Genomic DNA, 18,009 nt, shown 5'->3' with positions numbered 1-18,009 from the left:
ATCCCGGCCGGGTGTCGATTTCGGCACCCGGCCGGCATACAGGAGATTGGGCGGAGCAATCACCTGTGCCTGAGTTCTATCTTCAAGGCATCCAGGCTGTCGTCGATGAGAAGATGGGCCGTATGAGCCGCCGCATCGAGGCTCGGGCTGAGCCCTTTGCCATTCACCGTCGCATCGGCAGAACCCGTCCACCCATGCACGGCAAGGCTGATGCGATGCCACCAGGGCACGAAATGCCCCGTCGGCCGATCGAAGGATAGGGCGACCCCCGAGGCGGTGACGGTGCAGCGGATCTTCCGCCGGAAATAGGCCCCGCTCCGATAGGCCAGGCTATGGCCGTCATCGAGATAGAGGTCGCCCTCGCAGTTCTGGCCCGGATAGACGTCGATCGAAAGCGGCCCCTGCGGGGTTTCGGATGTGTTCTGGACGAGCGGCTGGCGCGGGATGATCGCGCCCGCCCGCACGAAGACGGGAAGCGTATCGAGCTTCGGCGTCTCGGAGATCGTGGAGCCGCCGGCGGTGCCCTCCATCTGGGTCTGCGCGGCCGCCTGCACCGGTCCGGCGGTCTGTCCAGCCTTCGCAGACGTGACCGGCTGGCCCGTCCAATAGTCGTACCATCCCCCCGCGGGGAGGCAGACGTCATAAGGCTGCGGCGATTCCGGCTTGGGCGGTGGCGCCACCAGAAGGTCGCGGCCCAGCGTGAAGCTCATCGACTGATCGCAGGTCGCGCGGATCGCGTCTGGATAATCGTAGAAGACCGGCCGCATGATCGGATCGCCTGTGCGCGCATTCTCGTCGGCCAGCGCATAGAGATAGGGCAGCAGCCGATAACGCTCCTCGATGAAGCGGCGGCGGATGGCGAGATGGTCCGGCCCGTCGACCCAAGGTTCGGCGCGCGGCGTATCCTTGGCCGCATGATCGCGGAACAGCGGCATGAAGGCGCCGATCTCGAACCAGCGGGTCAGCAGGTCCGCGCTCGGGCCGCCCGTGAAGCCGCCAACGTCGTTGGCGCTGTAGGAGAAGCCCGACAGGCCGAGATTGATGACCTGATGGACGGCGAGCTTCAGATGATCCCAGGTCGCGCTGTTGTCGCCCGTCCAGGTCGCCGAATAACGCTGTCCGCCGGCATAGCTCGCGCGGGTCATCACGAAGGGGCGCTCGTCGGGGCGGAGCGTCGACAGGCCCTCGAAGGTCGCCCGCGTATTCTCCATGCCATAGACATTGTGGATCTCGGCATGGCTGGCCTCGCGCGGGGCGAAGTCGTCGCTGGCGACACGGTGGATATTGTCGAGCGGCATGGTGGCGGTCGGCGTCTTGAACACCGAGGGCTCGTTCATGTCGTTCCAGATGCCGGCGACACCCGCATCGAGCAGCGGCCGGAATAGCGTGCCATACCATTTGCGCGCGGCGACATCGGTGAAGTCCGGGAAGACCGATGGGCCAGGCCACACCTCGCCGACATAGACCTGCCCCTTCGCATCGCGCACGAAATGATGCCCGGCCATGCCCTGATCGTAGGGCGCATAACCCTCTCCGGGCGCGGCCGCGACATGAAGGTCCGCGATGGTGACGAGGCGGAAGCCATCCTTCCGCAAACCCCGCGTCATGCCGGCGAAATCCGGGAAGGCCCTGGTGTTGATGGTGAAGGGCCGGTTGCGGTCCTGAAAATCGATATCGAGCCAGAGGACGTCGGTCGGGATGCGATCGCTGCGCAGGCGGGCCGCCACCTGCCTCAGCTCCGTCTCGTCCATATAGCTGTAGCGGGATTGCTGGTAGCCGAGCGACCAGAGCGGGGCGAGCGGCGCCTTGCCGGTCAGGTCGGTGTAGCGGCGCACCACCTCCGCCGTGGTGGGGCCGGCGATGACATAATAATCGATCGGCCCGCCCGGTGCGCCGAAGCTGGCGACGTCGGGGTCGCGATGGCCGAAATCGAACCATGCGCGCCATGTATTGTCGAACAGGATGCCGTAGCTGCCCCCCTCCCCGCCGACCCCGATGAAGAAGGGGATCGACTTGTAGATCGGATCGGTCGAGCTGTTGAAGCCATAGGCGTCGGTGTTCCAGTCGACATAGCTCATGCCGCGCCGGTCGAGCGTGCCGCCGGTCTTGTCGCCGAGGCCGAAGATATGCTCGCTCTGCGGCAGTCGCTTGGAAAGCGTGAAGCCCTGCCCGTCCGCTGTCATCGGCCGGGCGGCATCCTGGGAGATGAAGCGCCCCTTTGGATCGGTGACGCTGAGCCCTCCCGTCGCCGGATCGATATGCACCCGCAACGCGGTGGTGGAGAAGCCATCGGGCGTCGCGGTCACCAAGACATGCTTCGCACGGATCGCGGCATCGACGGCCCAGCTCGCATCCTCGGGCAGATGGCCGTCCGCCGCGATACGGACACGCAGGATGCTGTCGGTGAGTGCCGTCACGCGCATGATCGCGGCGCCATGCCGGGCTTCGATCCCGCCGGGGATCACCGCCAGCGTCCCCGTGGTGACGGCCGCTGGCGGCGCCGGCTGCGCGATCGCCGCCGATGCGCCGAGCGCCAGACACCACCATGCGACCACGAGGCCGGAAACGCCTGTCTTCACACGAAATCTCCCTGGAAACTCACTGATGCGCCGCAGCCATGCGATGAGGCCCGCCACGGGCAATCCGGTCGAGCAACTGGTCATGCGTCGGCTGACGCAGCACCTGATCGCGCACAAAGCCGAGCATGGCGCGGAACTGTGCCTTGATCGCTTCCGGCGCCGTGCGGTCGATGGGCGGCAGCCAGCTGACCGGCGATACCCCCTGCCCCACCAGCAGCGCCCGCCAGCTATCGGGCGCGAAGCTTTCGTCCTCGAACGGCGCGATCTCTCCCCGCGCGAGGAAGGTGGCGAGGAGATGCTCCAGCTCCGGCGAGCGCCGGGCGCCGCGCGCGTCCGCCCAGAAGGGCGAGGGCAACGCGTTGCCGATGTAGAAAGCCGACTGGAAATCCCGCACCCGGCCGAGCGCCGAGCGCATCACGCGGTTATATTCGGCCCGCTGCGCCGCGAAGCCCGCCGAGGCCGGGAAACAAGCCAGCAGATGCACCAGCCCAAGCTGGACGACATGCAGCCCCACATCATGGACCGGGTCGGCGGCGCACGCCGCCTCGCCGATGGCGATGCAATTGCCCTCCCATGGCTCGGTCAGACACCCCGGATCGGCGGCGCGGATATCGATCTCCTCAAGCGGGAGACCGCCAAGCGCCTCGGCATCCCGCACCGCCTCCCCGTCACCGCGATGCGTGCTCGACCATGCATGGAGCAGATGGGTGTGGCCGGCGGCAGGATGGAGCACTGTCCATCCGCCCTCCCCCAACCGGATCTCGGCATAAGCGGGCACCGAGGCAAGGCGCGGCGCCGTGGCGGTCAGGATGCGATCGACGGGGAAGCTCTCGCGCCAGCTTTCTCGCGGGCGACCGATGGAAAGCCCGCTGCCGGCATCGATGAAGAGCCGTCCTTCCACCCGCCGCCCATCGTCGAGGAGCAGCGCGTCGATCCCCCTCTCTCCGCGTTTCGCCGCAACCGAGCGCGCTTCCAGCACCTCGACGCCCAGATGCACCGCAAGCGCCTTGAGGCAGCGGGCATAAGTGATCGCTGGCAGATGGTAGCCATAATCGCTGCGGCCATAGGCCTCGGTGCTGTCATCGGGGAAGAGGATACGCCCCTGCCGTGCGGCGGCGGCGGCCAGCGAGAAATGCTCCAGCGCCACATTGAGGCCAAGGCTGCGGGCCTTCAGCCAATAGGCGAAGAAATCCTGCCCCTCGATCCTCGTGCCGAACGAACCGGAGGGGATCATGAACAGCGGCATCGCGCCCGTCGTGTCGACGACATTCTGGCCGAGCGAAAACGCCCCGCCGGTCAGCCGCAACAACATGGCCTCGTCGATCCCGAGCCGGCCATGCAGCGCTTCGAGTGCCGGCAGGGTGGCATGGCAATCCGCCACGCTGAGCCGGCTCGGCAGCTCGACCGCGCAGACCGCGACACCTGCCGGCGCCAGCGCTTGCCGGATCGTCGCGGCGGCCAGCCAGAGCGGAGCGTCGCAGCCCGCGATGACGACACGATCGATCGCGCTCATGCCGTCATCCTGACCGCCGACCCGGCGCCGCAGCAGCGAGCGACGAACTCCTCATGCGAAGGCGCCGTGCCGAGACCCGCCTCGATCCGCGCCCGAAGATCGGCGAGACGCTGCTCCGTCTCCTCCAGCGACAATCGATCCGCGAGGCGACTATGGCCTTGGGGTTCGATCCCCTGCCCGATCAGCACCGAAAGCCAGCTATCGCGCGAGAACAGCCCATAGAGATAGCTTGGCGCGGCGGCGCCCTCCTCGAACAGCGCGATCTTGTGGGCCAGCGTGTCGGGCAGCGTCATGGCCCGCATATGGTCCCAGAGCGGCTGCCCCTCGCGCGCATTGGCGATGTAATGGAGCAGGAGGAAGTCCCGCACCCGATCATATTGCAGCGAGGAGAGCCGGTTGAACTCCGCCGCCAGACGCGGGTCGATCGGGCGCCCCGGCACCGGCATCAGGTTGGCGAGGTCCATCACCGCCGCCTGGATCAGGAAGATGCTGGTCGACTCCAGCGGCTCGAGAAATCCTCCGGCGAGCCCGATGGCGACGCAATTGCCCTCCCACATCCGCTCATGCCGTCCCGCCTGGAAGCGCAGCAGCCGCGGCTCGGCGAGCGGCGGGCTTTCCAGATGGGCGAGCAGCGTCTCCTTCGCCCGGCCCTCGTCGCAGAAGCGGCTGGAGAAGACATAGCCGTTGCCCACCCGATGCTGGAGCGGGATGCGCCACATCCACCCCGCCTCCCGCGCCGTGGCGCGCGTATAAGGGGTGAGCCGCCCCACCCTGTCGCACGGCACCGCGAGCGCGCGATCGCAGGGGAGCCATGCGCTCCAGTCCTGCCAGCCGACGCCCATCGCCTGCCCCACCAGCAGCGAGCGGAAGCCGCTGCAATCGACGAACAGACCACCCTCGATCACCGCGCCCGACTTGAGCCTCAGCGCACGGACATGGCCGGTGTCGGCATCCTGCTCGACATCGAGCACCAGCCCCTCGACCCGCCGCACCCCGCGCCGCATCGACCAGCGCCGGATATAGTCCGCATAAAGCGAGGCGTCGAAATGATAGGCGTAGGCATAGGTCGAGCGGATCGATGCCGTGTCCTCGGACGGCCATTCGAAGGCGTCGGCGCGGGCCAGGGCTACCGCGTAGCTATAGGCCTGTAGCGGGGCGACATCGCGCCCCGCCCGCTTCGCGCGCACCCAATGATGCTGGAAATCGACGCCCGCCCAGCGTTCGCCGAACACGCCGAAGGGGTGGATGTAGCGATCCCCGTCGCGTGTCCAGCCGACGAACTCGACGCCGAGTTTGATCGTCGCCTGCGTCTCGCGCATGAACTCGGCCTCGTCGAAGCCGAGCATGTCGTTGAACGTCCTGATATGCGGCAGCGTCGCCTCGCCGACGCCCACCGTGCCGATCTCGTCGGATTCGATCAGCGTGATGGCGTAGTCGCGCGGGTCGAGCAGGCGGGAGAGACCGGCCGCCGCCATCCAGCCCGCCGTCCCGCCGCCGACGATGACCACCCGAAGGGGCCGCTCTGCCTGCATCCGCCTGTCTCCGTTCGGGGAGGATGGCGCCGTCGCGGCCATAGCCGGACGGCGCCCTGCCATCAGAACTTCACGCGGGCGCCGAACTGGACGCGGCGGTCGACGCGGCTCCAGTTGGCATCCCGATACACCGGCTTGGCGCCCGGCGTCGCAGGGGAGTCGCCGAAGACCTCCTGCTGATAGACGGTCGTCGTCCCGAGCAGGTTGGTGCCCTCGACCGACAGCTCCAGGAACTTCCAGGGCGAGAAGCGCAGCGATCCGTCGAGGAAGCCCGCCGCTTTCTGGAACACCGGAAGGCCGATGCAGCAATCCAGATTGTCGGTGAGGTAACGCGAGCGCCAGTTGTAGGCGAGGCGGAAGCCGATCGGCCCCTTCTCGTACAGGCCGACGACGTTGAACGAATGGGTCGAGATGCCGGCCAGACGATGGGAGTCGATCGTCGAGGTCGGCCCGTTGACCGTCACGCCCGCACCGAAGGCGCCCGTGCCGCCATCCGTCAGCGCGCCCTCCGTCACCAGATTCGAGTTGTGGATGCCGGACTGATGCACATAGGTATAGTTCGCCTGCATCCCGAGGCCGGAGAGCAGACCGGGCAGGAAATCGAAGAAGGTCTGATAGTTGGCCTCGAAGCCCATCAGCTTGCCGCCGCCCTTCTCGTTGCGGGGTCCGCGCATGATGACCGTCTGGGTCGAGCCGTTGTTGGTGAAGTCCCGAGCGAACTCGCCATAGGCGATGCTGCCGTTGAGCTTCTTGAAGAAGCCGTCGATCGTGAAGGCCGAGCCGTGCGCCATGTAGCGCTCGAACGAGATGTCGATCTGATCGGCGGTGATCGGCTTCAGCCCGCCATAGCCGGATTCCGCCTGGAAGACGAAGTTGTAGCCCTTCACATTGGCCGCCGTGTGCGGCCCATTGGGATCGGTATAGACGATATAGGGCGAGTTCGCCGTCGGGTCGATCAGCGGCTGGTTGACCATCACATAGTTGCGCAGCAGGCCGATATCGGGCCGCGACATCGCGCGCGAATAGGCGAAGCGGACGTAATTCTTGTTGTCGAGCCCGAAACGCACGTTGAAGCTCGGCAGCCAGTTCATGTGGCCCGCCTTGAAATTGTTGGGCGTGCCGCCGCCATCGGCGAAAGCGCGGACGCTGTCGGTCAGATAGCAGGACGGATTGACGATGTTGGTGCCGCTGAGCGGCGTGTCGCAAGGCGCGAGCATCAGTGCGTTGATGTCGGGGAAGCTGACGCTACCGTCACTCTTGTCCCAGGTCTTGACGGCGCGGACGCCGACATTGCCCTGCACCGTGATCCCGTCGAAGATCGTCGTCGAATTGCCGCCGAATTTCAGCATCGCATAGCCCGCCAGCGTCTGCTCGCGGATGTGCATGATCTCGGACGGCGTGTAGCAGCCCACCGTCGCGTTGGCGCGGTCGCAGATCGGCACATAGCCGGGCGAGATCGGCGAATTGGTGTTGGCGCCGCTCAGCGCGCCGACAAGAGCGTCATAGTCGCGCAGCGTCGCGCGGTTCAGATAGACGAGATCGCCGTTCGGATAGGTGCCGTTGCCGTAGAAGCCGTTGCCGAAGCTGGTCGATTCCCAGATGTTCGCGCCATAGCCCTGGAAGTCGCCGCTATGGCCGCAGGCGGCCGGATAGGGCGCGGGCGAGGTGTTGTCGATGTTGAAGCCCGGCCCGTTGCAGTTCCACGGCGCCGCGATCGAGGTCCAGTTGAAGGTCGAGTAACGCACCGTCTGCTTGCGGTCCGCATAGCGCACGCCAACCTTCAGCGAGTCCAGCCAGCCGCCGGCATTGTCGAAATCATATTGCGTGTCGAAACGCAGCGCGAGTTCCTTCGCGTTATCGTCCTCGCGGTGCCCCTGGATGAAGGGCATCCAGTAATTATGCGGATTGGCGAGGCCGCCGTCGGCATAGTTGACGTTGGAGCCCGGCAGCAGCGTCACCTCGGGCGTGCCGTCCTTGTTCACCGAATATTGCATGTTCGCCATCGAGCCGACGGCGACGAGAATGTCATTATTGTGAACCGAGGCATCGATATGCTGCACGTCAAAATTGAAGTGCAGGCGATCGGTCGCGTCCCACTTGATATTGCCGGAAAGGTCGCGCGTGCTTTCACGATGGTTGAAGTTGCGCGCCTCGTTCTGGAAATAGAGGCCCTCCTGCTGCGTCGCGCAGGATGAGCCCGCGCCACAATAGTTCACGAAGGGCAGGCCCGACACGGCCGAACCGTCGTCGATATAATCGGCCGTGCTGCCGCCGCGCCAGTCGCCGGTCGGGTGGGTCAAGGTGCCCGAGACGATGTTGCCGTCGGAGTCGAAGGTGAAGGGCGCGGTGCCCGAAGCCGGTTGCAGGATGCTCGCCGTGCGCGGGTTGAAGGACGAGGTGCCATAGGCGTTGCCGTCGAAGATCACATGGCTGGCGCGCTCCAGCCAGGCGTTGCGATATTTGGAGTTCGTATACTGCACCGTCGCGCGCAGATTGCCGGCGTTGTTCTCATATTGCCCGGCGACCGCGAGCCCGCGGCGCGTGCGGTCATAATCGACCTGGGAATAGCGGATGCCGTCCGGCACATAGGCCCAGCCGCTGCCGCCGAACGGATTGGCGGTGCAGGGCACCGTGCCGTTGTTGACGATCGCATGGCCGTCGGCGTCGATGTCGCCCGCCGAGCAATAGGTGTCGATACGGTCCATAATCACGCTCTCGGTGCGCGTGACCACATGCGAATAGGCATAGTCGCCGAGGATACCGAACTTGCCGATCGGCGTATGGAAGACGTTGGAATAGATGCCCGAGGCCTCGCCCGTCCACTTCTTCGAACGATCGCCATAATCGGCCTTGGCATTGGCCGAGATCACCTGCCCGTCGGTGTCGAAGGGCAGGCGCGTGCGCAGATTGACCGTGCCGGCGATACCGCCCTCGATCATCTCCGCCGTCTGGTTCTTATAGGCGTCGACGCCCGCCATCAGCTCGGGCGAGACGTCGTTGAAGTTGAGCCCGCGCGAGGCATCGGCGGAGAAGCTGTCACGCCCGTTGAACTCGGTGCGGACCTGCGTGAGGCCGCGGATCAGCACGCCGGTCGGCTCGCCCGACGGGTGGGTGCTGTCGTCGTTCGACTGGAGGCGGTTGACGGTGATGCCCGGCACGCGCTGGAGCGCCTCGGACACCGACTTGTCCGGGAAGGCGCCGATGTCGGTCGCGGTGATCGAGTCCACGAAGGTGTCGGCATTCTTCTTGATGCCAAGTGCGGTATTGAGCGCGCCGCGCACGCCGATGACGACGATCTCCTTCGTCGCGTCGCCGCCGGTCTTGTCATCGCCGGTATCGGGGGCCACGGCCTGCGTCGCCTGCAACGGCGCGCCGCTTGCCGCCGCCAGCCGGATGGGCGCGGCAGAGTTCGTGCCGGCCACCGGTGCTTCCTGCGCCCGTGCGGCCACCGCGAAACTGAGCGCGGCAAGCACCGCCAGCGACGCGCCCCCACGCAACGCCATGCCGCGGTTCGGATTACGATCCCCCATTATCTCTCCCCTCAGTTCGCCCCGTCCGCGCGAGGCCGATGTTGTGAAGCCGATACGCATGATCGGGCCGCGCCAGACAGGCGACGGTGGAGAGCCGGGCATCCGAAAAGTGCGCGGCGCCGATATGCGCCGCAGCCCCTTCACCACATCCCTCCCGAGGCGACGACCACTGACGGGCCGTTCGCCACCCTCGTTTCGTTGCACATTTTTGCGCATTTTTGCGGGCGATTGCAAGAGGGTGTGGGCATGAAATAATATTGTTAGAAATCAAACTTATATGTTGAATTTGTCTATAAATCTTTCAAATTTATGCTCCGATTCGATCAACAATATGTTGACGGATTCGCAAGCATTGCGCAGATGAATGCAAATTTTTGCATAACGGGAAGCGGCCATGCGCAGACAGCCATCCGTGATGATGCGGGAGATCGCCTGGGGCTCAGCGCCGGGGTGTCTGGTCGGGCACTGTCAGCGTGAAGGCGGCGGCCAGCGCCAGCGAGCCGGCCGCGAGCGCGAGCGCATAGATGGCGTGTCCCCAGAAGAGCCGGGCCACCATCGCATCCAGCAAGGTCGCCGCGACAAGCTGCGGCAGCACCAGGAAGATATTGTGGATGCCCATATAGACACCGATCTTGCGCGGCGGCAGCGCGCTCGACAGCATCGCATAAGCGGTCGAGAGGATCGATGCCCAGGCACAACCGATGCCGATCGTGGGCAGCCAAAGCCATATCGGATCGTCGATCAGCACGAAGCCCAGCAGCCCCAGCGCGCCCAGCAGCAGCGCGATCGCATGGACAGCGCGCCGCCCCACCCGCGCCGCGAGCGGCGGCAGCGCCAGGGCCACGACCGCCGCCACGCCATTATAGCCCGCGAACAGAACGCCCACCCAATCGGCGCACTGGTTATAGGCCACGGAACTGGGGTCGGCGCTGCCATAATGCTGCGCAGCAATGGCGGGCACGGTATAGACCCACATCGCGAACAGTCCGAACCAGGTGAAGAACTGCACCACGGCCAGCCGCTTCAGCACGAGCGGCATGTGGAGGATATCCTCGACGATCTCGAGCACGCTGACGGACGCTCCGCCCCGGCGCCGGATGAGCACGGCCATCAACTGCGCCATGCCGAACATCGCCGCCAGCGCCGCGACGATGTAGATGCCACGCCTCAAGGCTTCCGCGAACGCGAAACCGCCCATCGCCACGCCGGCCGCGATCCATATCAGGCCGCTGCGGATCAGCTTGGTCTCGCCTTCGCGGGTCGGCGCGGCGGGCATGTCGGTGCGATGATTCTCCGCCTCGATCGCCTCGGGCGGGCGTTCGGAGGTCGTGAGGATGCTCCACGTCACCGCCACCAGCAGGAAAGCCGCGCCGACATAGAAGGCGATCCGCACCGTCGGCGGCAGCACATGCCTCGGCCCCACGCCGGACACGCCCCAATGCGCCAGCATCCAGGGCAAAGCCGAGGCGAGCACCGCGCCCAGCCCGATGAAGAAGGTCTGGATGGCGAACCCGGTGGTCTGCTGCGCTTCGGGCAGGCTGTCGGCGACGAGCGCGCGGAACGGTTCGGCCGCGACGTTGATCGATCCGGTGAGCAGCCACAGCATCAGGCTCGCCATCCAGATCGTCGAGGCGTTGGGCATGGCGAGCAGCGCCAGCGCGGTGAGCAGCGCACCGCCCAGCAGATAGGGACGCCGCCGCCCCAGCGGCCCCCAGGTGCGATCGCTCAGATGGCCGATCAGCGGCTGCACGACGAGCCCGGTCACCGGCGCCGCGATCCACAGGATGGCGAGCCCGTCGACGCTAGCGCCCAGCGTCTGGAAGATGCGGCTCGTGTTGACGTTCTGGAGGCCCCAGACCACCTGCACGCCGAACAGGCCGCAGCACATGTTCCAGATGCGTGCCCGGCTCAGCGGCGGCCTTGTGCCGTCGTCGATCGCCAGCATTCCCCCTCCCCCCGGTCCGCTCGCTTGCAATGGCGGAGTTCCGATGTCTTAACTCGGCCCGCGGGCCACAGCCAATCTGAGCGCAATGGGTAACGGTAGCAACAGCAATACGACGCTCGAAGATCTGGCCAAGCTGGCAGGCGTTTCGGTATCCACCGTCTCGCGCGCGCTCAATGACCAGCCTCTCATCAGTGCGCGCACCAAGCAGCGCATCTGGGCGCTGGCGCGCGAGCATAACTATCCCTTCCGCATGACGATGCCGGCAAGCCCGATCGGTGCCGAGGGCTCGATCGCGATCGTGACGCCCCATGTGCGCAGCGGTCCGCTGCCCCTGTCGCATCCCTTCTTCCTCGAACTGCTCGCCAGCATCGGCGAGGCGGCGCGTGCGCGCGGCTGCGACTTCACGGTCAGCCATGTCTCACCGACCAGCTATGAGGATCTCCTCCACGCCACCACCACCAGCCGGGCGAGCGGCGTGATCTTCCTCGGTCAGAGCGTGCTGCACGAGGCCTTCAACCAACTGGCCGAGACGAGCGCGCGCTTCGTCGTCTGGGGCGCGCAGATGCGGGGGCAGCGCTATTGCTCGATCGGCTCCGACAATGAGCTGGGCGGGCGGCGGGCGACGCTCCATCTGGCACGGCTTGGGCGCAAGGCGATCCTGTTCATCGGCGGATCGGATCTGGAAGCGGTGCAGCGTCGGGAAGGCTATAGCGAGGCGCTGAAGGAAAGTGGGCTGGAGGCCGATCCCCGGCTGATCGTGCCGGTCGACTTCGAGCTGGAATCGGCGGAGGCCGCCGTCGGCCGCCTGCTGAGGCGGCGGGTGCATTTCGACGGCATCGTCGCATCGAGCGACCTGATCGCGCTCGGTGCCATCAACGCGCTGCGCCGGGCCGGCCTTTCGGTGCCGCGCGACGTCTCGGTGGTGGGTTATGACGATATGCTGCTCAGCCGCCTCTCGACCCCCGCCTTGACCACGATACGGCAGGATACGGCGGGCGCGGGCCGGATGCTCGTCTCCCGCATCCTGTCGGATCATATCGATCATGAGCCCGAACGCCTGGCCACCGATCTGATCGTCCGCGAGTCCTGCGGCGCCTAGACTGTGGCCGTGGTTCGATCCGGCTCGGGGTCAGGAGCCAGCGCGCGGGCATAGGAGCATGGCGCCAGCCGTGCCGTGACGATGATGTGCTAAGAAGCTTCCCGTCCGATCCTGGAGCGGCGCGATCGGCCTCGGCAGCGCCGGTTCAGGCCCGTTGCTGCTGCCGGCGCTGCCAATCGGCATAGATGGCGGGTTCGGCGGCACCGTCCGCCGGCAGATGACGGATATCCATCGATTGTTCGGCGAACGGCCGGGCCAGCTCGGCATAGATCGCGGCGGTCGAAAGGCCGAACGGCGCCGCCGCCTCGTTGGAATAGGCATAGGCGACCGCCTCGATGCCCGCCATCCGCATCGCCGCCATGCACATCGGGCAGGGATGGCCGCTGGCATAGATGCGACAACCGGACAGATCAGGCGAACCGAGCTTCCGGCTCGCCGCGCGGATCGCGCCCATTTCGGCATGGGCGGTGGGATCGCCGGTGGCGAGAATCTCGTTGACGCCGGTCGCCACGATCGCGCCGTCCTTCACCACCACCGCGCCGAACGGCCGGCCGCCGTGCCCGACATTCTCCCGCGCCAGATGGATCGCGGCGCGCAGGAAGGTCTGGTCGTCGGGCTCGCTCACTGCGCCGCTTCCGCATTCCACTTCGAGACCTTCTCCCGCGCCTCCGCCAGCAGCCGGTCGAGCGTCGCGCGGTCCTCGACCGCACCGCGCAGGATCACCGTGTTGACCGACTGGGTGGCGCTGATGTCCTCCAGCGGATTGCGGTCCAGCAGCACCAGATCGGCCTGCTTGCCGGTCTCGACCGAGCCATAGCGATCCAGCTTGCCGAACCAGGCCGGCCCCGCGCGCGTCGCGGCGGCGAGTGCCTCGGCCGGGGTCAGGCCGGTCTTCACATAGAGCGCCAGTTCCTGATGCAGCCCGAGCGCGGGATAGTCATAGGAGTTCAGGAAGCCCGCATCGGTGCCGGCCATGATCGTCACCCCCGCCTTTTCCAGCATCGGCAGAACGGCGGCGGTCTGCGCATATTCGCGGTGCCGCGCCGCGATCTGTTCCGGCGTTGCCTTTGCAGCCCGGTCGATCCGCCACTGATAGGTCTTGCGCAGCCCCGGCCCGATATAGGCCAGGAAGGGATCATGCGTGTGGTCGTCGCTGTCGAGATACGCGAGCGTCCGCTCGATATTGAGCGTCGGCGTCACGAACACATGGTGCTCACGCAGGTTGCGATAGGCGGCCATCGCGGTTTCGGGATCGAAGCCGGCGTCAAGCTGCGCCTGTGCTTCGGCGCGGGTGATGCGGCCTGCGCCGAAATCGGCGGCGATCCGCGCCTCATCCTTCACGCCCGCCTTGAAGGCATAATCCAGATGCTCGATCGAGCTGATCCCGGCATCGACCGCCTGCCCGACCGTGTCCGCCATCGGAATATGGCCGGATGCACGCAGCCCCGCCTCCCGCGACTTGCGCACCGCATAGAGGAACAGGTCCGGCTTCAGCGTGCTGTCGGTGATCTTGACGAAATCCACCTTGAGCGCGACCAGCTTCGCGACCGCCGCATCGACATCCGCCTCGGAGCCGGTTTCCAGCGTGCCCTTCCAGACCGGCTTGACCCCCTCGATCTTGGGGCCGGAGCTGAGCAGGGTCGGGCCGAACAGCTTGCCGCTCGCGATCTCGCCGCGCCAGTTCAGCACGTCATAGGGAAGATCGCCGGAGCAGTCGCGGATGGTGGTGATGCCATAGGCGACATAGAGCGGCAGCAGCGCCTTGTTCTCGTCGATCAGCGCCGGGCCGCCGCCGAAATGGACGTGCATGTCCCACAGGCCGGGGATCAGGAAGCGCCCCTTGCCGTCGACCTGCCGGTTGGCGCTCCACGCCTTGGCGACGTCCGCGTCCCGCCCGACCGCAACGATGCGATCGCCCTTCGTCGCGACCGCCTGATCGGGGATGGTGCGGGCGTGCTCGACGTCGATCACGGTCGCGTGGCGGATCAGGACGTCCGCCTTGTCCCGCGCCATCGCCTGAAAGGGCAGGAACGAGACGGCCGCCGCCAATGCAATTCGAGCAATCCTCACACGCACCATCCTTTTTTGATCGGCGCGAATGTATCGGCACTACCAGTTTATGCGCAAATTAGATGTTATGATATAGAACATGCATCCTATGAATAGCGTTCTGCTGGACCCTCGCCTTCTTCGGGCCTTCGCCGCCATCGCCGGCCATGGCAGCTTCACCGGCGCGGCGGCGGAACTGAACATGACGCAATCGACGATCAGCCAGCAACTGGCCCGGCTTGAGGACGCGGTGGGTCACGGCCTGATCGATCGCAGCGCAAGGCCCGTCCGGCCGACGCCCGCCGGCGAACGCTTGCTCGGCCATGCGAGGCGCATCCTCGCGCTTCAGGCCGAAGCGGCCAATCTGCTGGCCGATCCCGCCGGCACGCAGGCGGTGCGCATCGGCGTCGCCGAGGACATCCTGACGCCGGAGATGGCCGGCGTGTTCGCGGGCTTCTCCGAATGGCATCGGGAAGTCCGGCTGGACGTGACGACGGGCCTCAGCCGGGAGCTCGCGCGGCGCTATCGCAATGGCGAGTTCGACGTGATCGTCATCAAGGAACATAAGGCCAGCACCGATTGCCGCGCATCCTTTGCGGAACCGATGGCGTGGTTCGAAAGCGCATCCGCCGCGCGCGACTGGTCGGACCCGGTGCCGCTCGTGGCGTTTCCTCCCGGCGGCCTCTATCGCGACGAGATGTTCGCGCGGATCGAGCGGGAGCAGCGGCATTGGTATATCGGGTTCACGGGCAGCAGCCTGTCGAGCGTACTGGTGGCCGTCGAGGCCGGCATGGGGATATCGCTCCTGCCCTGTCTGTCGACCTTGGGGCGGAACGTGCGCATCTGTGATGGACTAGGCATGGAACAGTCGATGACCGTCTCGCTCTATGCCTGGGAAACGACCGGACGGATCGGCCAGCTCGTATCCAGCATGACCGCGCTGCTGGCGAACCGAAACGCCCGTCCCGAATAACGGCCCGCCAAGGAAGCCCTTGCCCGGAAAGCCATCCTGCCGATACGCGCGAAACCCATGACCGATCGGCCGATCAATTTCTCTCCACCGATGATCCGGGCGCTGCTCGCCGGCCGCAAGACGCGGACATGCCGGCTGGCCTCCTCACCCTTGGCCCATTGCCGGCCGGGCGATCGCCTGTGGGTGCGGGAAAGTTTCGCCCCGGCCACCGGCACCAGGGGAGACTGGGCCCGTCCGTCAGCGGCCGCCTATGTCCTGTTCAGGGACGGGCAACTCCGCTTCCGGGATGCGCAGGGATATGAGGTCGAGACCGACAAGCTCTACTGGCGGGCGACATGGACTCCGGCCAGCCTCATGCCGCGATGGGCCTGCCGATCGCTATTGATCGTCGAGGACGTGCAGATTTGCCGCCTGCACGACATGACGAGAGCGGAAGCCGTCCGGGAAGGGCCTCTCGCCTTTCCCTTGCGGGGCGGCCCGTTCTGGCTGTGGCCGGGCGAACCCGGCCTTCCCGATCTTTCGCCGGTCGGTGCGGTTCGTTCCTCCTGGCGGAAGACCCACGGCACCGCCGGCGAGCGATGGGAAGACAATCCCGAGATCGTCGCTCTGACATTCCGGCGACAGAGCGACGGGATCGGCCGGCCTCAGGGTTGATCGACCCTCACCGTGCCGCGGAATGCGGCAATTCGAGGTTGAGATAGACCGTGACCAGCGCGGCGCGCAGCGCGTCCTCCTGCGGCTCGACGCCGGCCGCATGGCCGCCCTCGATCGCCTCGAAATAGAAGAAGGGATCGTGGAAATCCTCCAGTCGCGCCGCGAACTTGCGGGCATGGCCGGGGTGGACGCGATCGTCACGGGTGGAGGTGTAGATGAAGGGCGTGGGATATTTCACGCCCGGCTTGAGGTTCTGATAAGGCGAATATTTCTGGATGAACGCCCAGTCGGCGGGCACGTCGGGATTGCCATATTCGCCCATCCATGACGCACCTGCGAGCAGGTGCGAGAAGCGCTTCATGTCGGTGAGCGGCGATCCGATCACCGCCGCGCCGAACAGGTCCGGCCGCTGGGTGATCGCCACCGACGCCATCAGCCCGCCATTGGAGCGCCCCGAAACCGCGATCCGCCCCTTCCGCGTGACCCCGTCCTTCACCAGATCCTCGGCGACGGCGTAGAGATCGTCATAGGCGTTCTGCCGCTTCTCACGCAGCGCCGCGTCGTGCCAGCCCGGCCCATATTCGCCGCCGCCCCGGATATTGGCGAGGACATAGGCATTGCCCTCCTCCACCCAATAGAGCGCCGCCGGACCCGAGCGATAAGGCTCGTTGACGAGATAGCTGGGCGTCTGGGCCAGCTCGAAGCCGCCATAGGCATGGATATAGGCCGGCACCGGCCCCTTCGCGTCCTTCCGGCGGACGAGGAAGTAGGGAACCTTCGTGCCATCCTTCGACGTCGCGAAATGCTGCTCGACCGCCATGTTCGAGGCATCGAAGCGGGCCGGCAGCGACTGCACGGCGACGGGTGCCCGATCGGGAGCGACGCTGAACAATGTCGGCGGCGTAAGCATCCCCTCCACGGTGACGAAGGCCCTGTCGGCGGTCGAGGCCGTCGCATCGAGATGGATGGTGGACTTGTCCGGGAGGGCGGTCGCCTGTCCCGTCCAGCGGCCGTCCTCGCCACGCTTCAGCGCCAGCAGCCGGCCGGACACGTCGTCCAGAAGCTTGACCCACAGAACGGATTTGCTGGCCGCGACCGTCTCGACGGCCTGATGGGCGTTCGGCACGAACACGCTTTCGATCGCCGGTGTCCGGCCCGCCAGCAGATCCGGGATCGAATAGGCCACCACGGCGCCCGCCGGATGCCCCTGCCACGCGCTCTTCAGCGTTGCCACCACGCGGCCGTCGATGACGTCGGCGATTTCCGCATCGTCCGGCAGCGGGGTCGGCACCAGCCGGCCGTCAGGCGCGATATGGCTGACCTTGCGGTGGTAGAAATCGACGCCGCGCACCAGGATCGGCCAGGTGCGGCCCCCGTCGACCATCACGTCGGTGCTGACCGACACGTCCGATGTCATGCCTTCGCTGAGCATCGTCGCGGCGGAGAGCGGCGTGCCCCGCTTCCACAGCTTGACGATGCGGGCATAGCCGGAATCGGTCATGCTGCCGGGGCCGAAGTCGGTAGCGACATAGAGCGCGTCGGGACCGGCCCAGGACACGCTCATCTTGGCATCGGGCAAGCTGAATCCGCCGGGAATGAAGGCGCCCCGCGTCATGTCGAATTCGCGCTCGACGACGCTGTCCCCGCCCCCGTCGGACAGCGCGACCATGCAGCGCACATAAGCCGGCGAGAGGCAGGTCGCGCCCTTGAACACCCATTTATGGCCCTCGGCCTTGCCGAGCGCGGCGACGTCGATAAGCGTGCGCCAGCTCGGCTTTCCGCTGGTGAAGTCCGCCAGCGGCGAGGCGCGCCACAGCCCGCGCGGATGCTCGTCATCCTGCCAGAAGTTGAGGACCGTATCGCCCAGAACCTGATCGGGTGTCGCGATCCTCTGGCGATCGGACAGCAACGCCAGCGCGCGCGAACGATATTCGGCGAAATGCGGCTGCTTCTCCAGTTTGGCGAGCGTGCGGGCGTTCCAGGCCTTCACCGTCGCCATGGCATGGGCGCCGTCGATCTGTTCGAGATCGAGATGCGGATCGGCGGGCTCCGCCGCCTGCCCCATCGCGGCCATCATCACGGCCGAAGCCACGCCGAACGCCCATCCCAGCCGCGTCATGCCACCCATAAACTGC

Annotated in this window: 11 protein-coding genes; 3 read left to right on the top strand and 8 right to left on the bottom strand. The window is 66.4% G+C overall.

Translation table 11 applies throughout. From position 1 onward, the window contains the following. Window positions 1-59: 59 nt before the first annotated feature. The 5 genes from FHS98_RS02685 to FHS98_RS02665 all read right to left on the bottom strand — a co-directional run bounded on the left by FHS98_RS02685 (window position 60) and on the right by FHS98_RS02665 (window position 11,099). Window positions 60-2,579, bottom strand: coding sequence for a TIM-barrel domain-containing protein (locus FHS98_RS02685; protein WP_167099376.1), 2,520 nt, complete (start codon window positions 2,577-2,579; stop codon window positions 60-62). A gap of 19 nt (window positions 2,580-2,598) precedes the next feature. Beyond that, complete coding sequence (locus tag FHS98_RS02680; RefSeq protein ID WP_167099373.1) at window positions 2,599-4,092, bottom strand: tryptophan 7-halogenase; 1,494 nt, start codon at window positions 4,090-4,092, stop codon at window positions 2,599-2,601. Beyond that, window positions 4,089-5,624 (bottom strand): tryptophan halogenase family protein, encoded by a 1,536-nt coding sequence (locus FHS98_RS02675; protein ID WP_167099371.1) that lies wholly within the window; start codon window positions 5,622-5,624, stop codon window positions 4,089-4,091. The genes FHS98_RS02680 and FHS98_RS02675 overlap by 4 nt, the downstream gene beginning before the upstream one ends. 62 nt (window positions 5,625-5,686) lie before the next feature. Beyond that, complete coding sequence (locus FHS98_RS02670; RefSeq protein ID WP_167099368.1) at window positions 5,687-9,154, bottom strand: TonB-dependent receptor; 3,468 nt, start codon at window positions 9,152-9,154, stop codon at window positions 5,687-5,689. Window positions 9,155-9,593: 439 nt separating this feature from the next. After that, a complete protein-coding gene (locus FHS98_RS02665) occupies window positions 9,594-11,099 on the bottom strand; it encodes an MFS transporter (protein WP_167099365.1) in 1,506 nt (501 codons plus the stop codon). Between the two features lie 85 nt (window positions 11,100-11,184). Between FHS98_RS02665 and FHS98_RS02660 the strand changes: the two genes are divergently transcribed. Continuing rightward, window positions 11,185-12,198, top strand: a complete 1,014-nt coding sequence (locus tag FHS98_RS02660) for a LacI family DNA-binding transcriptional regulator (protein ID WP_167099362.1) — start codon at window positions 11,185-11,187, stop codon at window positions 12,196-12,198. A gap of 145 nt (window positions 12,199-12,343) precedes the next feature. On the opposite strand, the gene FHS98_RS02655 is transcribed toward FHS98_RS02660, so the two are convergent. Continuing rightward, window positions 12,344-12,823 (bottom strand): deaminase, encoded by a 480-nt coding sequence (locus FHS98_RS02655; RefSeq protein ID WP_167099359.1) that lies wholly within the window; start codon window positions 12,821-12,823, stop codon window positions 12,344-12,346. After that, window positions 12,820-14,277, bottom strand: coding sequence for an amidohydrolase family protein (locus tag FHS98_RS02650; protein ID WP_167099355.1), 1,458 nt, complete (start codon window positions 14,275-14,277; stop codon window positions 12,820-12,822). The genes FHS98_RS02655 and FHS98_RS02650 overlap by 4 nt, the downstream gene beginning before the upstream one ends. 79 nt (window positions 14,278-14,356) lie before the next feature. Here FHS98_RS02650 and FHS98_RS02645 point away from each other — a divergent pair, with 79 nt between their 5' ends. Both FHS98_RS02645 and FHS98_RS02640 read left to right on the top strand, forming a co-directional pair. Then, on the top strand, window positions 14,357-15,220 hold the full coding sequence (locus tag FHS98_RS02645; RefSeq protein WP_208401914.1) for a LysR family transcriptional regulator: 864 nt from the start codon (window positions 14,357-14,359) through the stop codon (window positions 15,218-15,220). A gap of 57 nt (window positions 15,221-15,277) precedes the next feature. Further along, the gene (locus FHS98_RS02640) at window positions 15,278-15,874 is read left to right on the top strand and encodes a hypothetical protein (RefSeq protein ID WP_167099352.1); all 597 of its coding nucleotides are present in this window, start codon (window positions 15,278-15,280) and stop codon (window positions 15,872-15,874) included. Between the two features lie 7 nt (window positions 15,875-15,881). Here FHS98_RS02640 and FHS98_RS02635 read toward each other — a convergent pair whose 3' ends face one another. After that, entirely contained in the window at window positions 15,882-18,002 is a 2,121-nt protein-coding gene (locus FHS98_RS02635) for a prolyl oligopeptidase family serine peptidase (RefSeq protein ID WP_167099349.1), read from the bottom strand. Between the last annotated feature and the right edge of the window lie 7 nt (window positions 18,003-18,009).

Origin of the sequence: Sphingomonas oligoaromativorans (assembly GCF_011762195.1) — a bacterium.
In the GTDB taxonomy this organism is placed as follows: domain Bacteria; phylum Pseudomonadota; class Alphaproteobacteria; order Sphingomonadales; family Sphingomonadaceae; genus Solisphingomonas; species Solisphingomonas oligoaromativorans.
The sequence above is the reverse complement of the archived record's forward strand: the minus strand, read 5'-3'. Positions and strand labels throughout refer to the sequence as shown.